This window comes from Gemmatimonadota bacterium, from assembly GCA_026706345.1.
In the GTDB taxonomy this organism is placed as follows: domain Bacteria; phylum JAAXHH01; class JAAXHH01; order JAAXHH01; family JAAXHH01; genus JAAXHH01.
Window position 1 is genome coordinate 486 of record JAPOYX010000108.1, and the last position, 4,541, is coordinate 5,026.

The 4,541-nt window shown below is 61.1% G+C and carries 2 protein-coding genes and 1 pseudogene; all 3 read right to left on the reverse strand.

Translation table 11 applies throughout. The annotated features are described in order from the left end of the window. Window positions 1–59: 59 nt before the first annotated feature. A complete protein-coding gene (locus OXG98_07565; GenBank protein MCY3771860.1) occupies window positions 60–749 on the reverse strand; it encodes a helicase-related protein in 690 nt (229 codons plus the stop codon). Then, window positions 688–2,130, reverse strand: a complete 1,443-nt coding sequence (locus OXG98_07570) for a DEAD/DEAH box helicase (GenBank protein ID MCY3771861.1) — start codon at window positions 2,128–2,130, stop codon at window positions 688–690. The genes OXG98_07565 and OXG98_07570 overlap by 62 nt, the downstream gene beginning before the upstream one ends. A 201-nt stretch (window positions 2,131–2,331) precedes the next feature. Beyond that, a pseudogene (gene carB, locus OXG98_07575) lies at window positions 2,332–4,541 on the reverse strand (carbamoyl-phosphate synthase large subunit).

Below are 4,541 nucleotides of genomic sequence, written 5' to 3' on the forward strand. Positions count from 1 at the left end.
TTACAAATCGCGCTCGGCCTCCCCTCTGAGTAGCAATCTTCGACTTTCCAGCCTCAGGCTCAGCCCACCCTGGCCAGTTCCAGCCGGCCGGCCCAGCGGTCTTCGAGGACGACGCGGAGGCGGCGGGATTCGGGGGTGGTCAGGTTGGGGTCGCGTTCGAGCCAGGCCAGGGCTTCGTCCCGCGCGGTTTCCAGCAGTTTGCTGTCACGCACGATATTGGCCACCCGGAAGTCGGGCATGCCGGACTGACGCGTGCCCAGAAACTCGCCCGGCCCGCGAAACGTCAGGTCGGCTTCGGCAATTTTGAAGCCGTCGTCGGTTTCCGTCATGACCTGAAGACGCCGCTGGGACTCGTCGCCCGGCGCGTATTGGGCCAGCAGCAAACATAAGGAGGCCGCCTGCCCGCGTCCGACTCGACCGCGCAACTGGTGCAACTGGGCCAGGCCGAAGCGCTCGGCATGCTCGATCACCATGACGGTCGCGTTCGGCACGTCAATGCCGACCTCAATGACGGTGGTCGAAACCAGCAGGTGATGCTCGCCAGCCTTAAAACGCTGCATGACCGCGTCTTTTTCGTCGCCCTTCATGCGGCCGTGGACGAGCCCGACCGAATATTTTGCAAAAAAGGTCCGGGCCAGCTCTTTGGCCATGGAGGTCGCGGCCTTCAGGTCGGACTTCTCGGATTCCTCAACCAGCGGATAGACCACATAGGCCTGCTGGCCGCGGTCGAGGTGGTCCTTGTCTGACAAGATAAGAGGCTTTTTTCCGCTCGCCTTCATGGAACACATGCGTCGCAATCGGCTTGCGGCCGGGCGGGCGTTCATCAATAGCTGAGACATCCAGGTCGCCGTACAGGGTCAGGGCCAGGGTGCGGGGGATCGGGGTTGCGGTCAGCAGCAGAATATCCGGGTTCACACCGCGTTTCCGCAGGGCGGCGCGCTGCATCACCCCAAAGCGATGCTGCTCATCCACAATGGCCAGGCCCAGATGCCGAAAGCGCACGCCCTCCTGGATCAGGGCGTGCGTACCGACCGCGACCTCGACCTCGCCCCGTTCCAGGAGGCCATATATCTCTTGTTTCCGTTTCGGGCGGATTTCTCCGGTCAGCAGCACCATGGACAGACCGAGTTGCTCGGCCAGCGGCGTCAGCGTCCGGTAGTGCTGCTCGGCCAGGAGTTCCGTTGGAGCCATGAAAGCCACCTGGTAGCCGCTATCGAGAGCGGCCAGGGCCGCAAAAAAGGCCACGATCGTCTTGCCCGACCCAACATCCCCCTGGACCAAACGGTTCATGGGGTGGGGAGCGGCCATATCTCGAAAAATCGCCTCGACCACCCGCTCCTGGGCTGCGGTCAATTGAAACGGCAGGATACTATATATTTGCTGGACGAGCGGTCCCGGCACAATGGACAACCCCTCTTCCCGGACGGTATTGCGCCGGCGCAGCGCCATGCCCAGTTGCAAATAAAAGAGTTCATCGAACACCACGGCCCGGTGCGCCTGAGAGGTGGCCTCATTGAGTTCAACAACCTCAGCATCGAGCGAGGGAGAGTGTAACTGCCGCAGGGCATGATTAAGCGGCATCAGATTCAAGCGCTCACAAATTTCCTGTGGCACACCGTTGGCGACCTGATCGACGTAGCGGTCAACGGCACCATGCACGATCCGGCGCATGGCAGCCACCGTCATTTCGGTGGTCTTATTGTAAATGGGCAAGACGCGGGCGGTCTCGTCATCCTCTTCCAGCGGCTCCATGTCCGGGTGGATCATCCACTTGCCGCCCTTCATGCCCTTCTCGACCTTGCCGTACAGCAGGACCCGCTGACCAAGTTGATAGCGCTGCTGAAAATAGCGATGCTGGTGATACCACAGCAGGAAGAGAAAACCGGTTTCGTCTCGGACAACGGCTTCGAGCACCCAGCGACGCCGGCGGGCCAGAAAGCGACGCTCCATCCGGGCGATTTGACCGGTGACCGCGGTCTCATCCCCCACCTGAAGATGGCAGATTTTCTTGATTTCACGCCGGTCCTGATAGCGGAAGGGAATGTGGTAGAGCAGATCTTCGACCGTCTCTATGCCCAGCCGCGCCAGCTGTTCGGCCCGACGCGGCCCCACGCCCTTGACGTACTGCACAGAATTTTTGAGCGGGGGCCCGAAGCCGCGAGAAGAACGCCCCGGAGCAGCATCCCCCCTCTCTCTCCCCTTATTAAGGGGGGCTGGGGGGGATGTCCGGTCGAAAACCTGCCCTGAGCCGGGTCGAAGGGGACGGGACGTTTCATCCGACGGTCGTCTTTCCGCCTCTCCACCTTTCGACTTTCCGACCGCCATACCCTCTTACCCGTGCTCTTCGCCGTGATAGGCCTGGAGCGGGCACACGCCGAGCAGGCCCTGCTTGAGGCGGGCAATGCCTTCGACCGCGGCTTCCGCTCCGGCCACCGTCGTAAAATACGGCACTTGGCACTCCAGGGCACTCCGCCGAATCGAAAAGGAGTCCTGGATAGACTGCACCCCCTCGGTCGTATTAATGACCAGATCGATCGAGCCCGCCTTGAGGGCGTCCACAATATGCGGGGAACCTTCCAGGACTTTCTTCACCATCTCAACCGGCAGTTCGTGCTGCTGGAGAAATGCACAGGTGCCGCGCGTTGCCACCAGGGAGAAGTCGTTCTCCACCAACCGCCTGGCAATGGGCAGGGTCGCGTGCTTATCGCGGTCGCGCACACTGATGAAGGCCTTGCCCGTTTCCGGCAAAATATTTCCCGCGGCAAACTGCGCTTTGGCAAACGCCATGGCAAAGGACTGGTCCACCCCCATGACCTCGCCGGTTGACTTCATCTCCGGTCCGAGGATGGTGTCCACACCGGGGAATTTAATAAACGGAAACACCGCTTCTTTGACATTGACGTGGTCGGGAATGACCTCCTGGGTAAAACCCAGCTCGTCCAACGTTTTTCCCGCCATGACGCGCGCGGCGATTTTTGCCAGGGGAATGCCGATCGACTTGCTCACAAACGGCACGGTCCGTGAGGCGCGCGGGTTCACCTCAATCAGAAAAACCTGCTGATCCTTGACGGCGAACTGGATATTCATCAGGCCGACCACACCCAACTCTTGGGCCAACAGGGTGGTTTGCCGCCGGATTTCACTCTGCACGGCGGCGGACAGGGTGCGCGGTGGCAGGGAACATGCGCTGTCGCCGGAATGGACACCGGCAAGCTCAATATGTTCCATGATGCCGCCAACTACGACCTGCCGGCCGTCGCTCAGGGCGTCCACATCGACCTCGGTAGCGTCGTCCAGAAATTTATCGATCAGAACCGGCCGCTCCGCGGACACGGACACGGCCTCACGCATATAGCGTCGCAGGCTCGCCTCGTCATACACCAATTCCATCGCCCGTCCGCCCAGAACATAGGAGGGACGGACCAGCACCGGATAGGCGATGTCCTGGGCAACGGCCACGGCTTCCTCAACCGACCGGGCCGTGCCGTTGGCCGGCTGGCGCAAGCCGAGTTGTTCGAGCAGCAGCTTGAACCGTTCTCGGTCCTCGGCCCGGTCAATAGCATCCGGCGGCGTGCCCAGAATCGGTACCCCGGCCTGTTCGAGCGGCACGGCCAGCTTGAGCGGCGTCTGCCCGCCGAACTGGACAATGACGCCATACGGCTGTTCGCGCCGCACGATGCTCAGCACGTCTTCCAGCGTCAGCGGCTCAAAATACAGCTTGTCAGACGTGTCATAATCCGTACTGACGGTCTCGGGGTTACAGTTCACCATAATGGCTTCAAAGCCGTCTTCTTTGAGCGCAAAGGCCGCGTGCACGCAGCAATAGTCGAACTCGATGCCCTGGCCGATCCGATTCGGCCCACCACCCAGAATGATCACCTTTTTGCGGTCGGTCGGCTGGGATTAGTCTTCCCCCTCGTAGGTTGAGTATAAATAGGGCGTATGGGCCACGAATTCAGCCGCGCAGGTATCAACTGTTTTATAGACCGGAATCACATCCAGGCGTTCGCGCTCGGCCCGGATATCACCCTCGCTGACACCGAGCAGACGGCCGAGATGAACATCGGAAAAGCCCATCTGTTTCGCCCGACGTAACAGGCCGGGCGGTAATGCCGCTACGACCTCGACCGGTTGGGCAGCCGACCCGGTGACCTCCCCTGATCCGCTCGTCTGCTGGATTTCCTTTTCGCACTCTATGATCTGCTCGATATTACCCAGAAACCACGGATCGATTTTTGAGAGCTGGTAGAGCTCATCCACCCCCATGCCCAGACGGAGCGCGTCCGCCACATACCACAGCCGCTGGGCGTTCGGGGTTTGCAGGGACGCGCGCATGGCATCCAGCCGGGTCTCCACTCCTTCGTCTCCGCTCAGGACAGGGCTTCCGTTTGCCTGTCCTGAGCCCGATCGAAGGGTCGATTCAAACCCGTAGCTGTCGATTTCGAGCGAACGCAGGGCTTTCTGAAGCGCCTCCTTGAACGTCCGGCCTATGGACATGGCCTCGCCGACCGATTTCATCTGCGGCCCGAGCAAATCCCGGG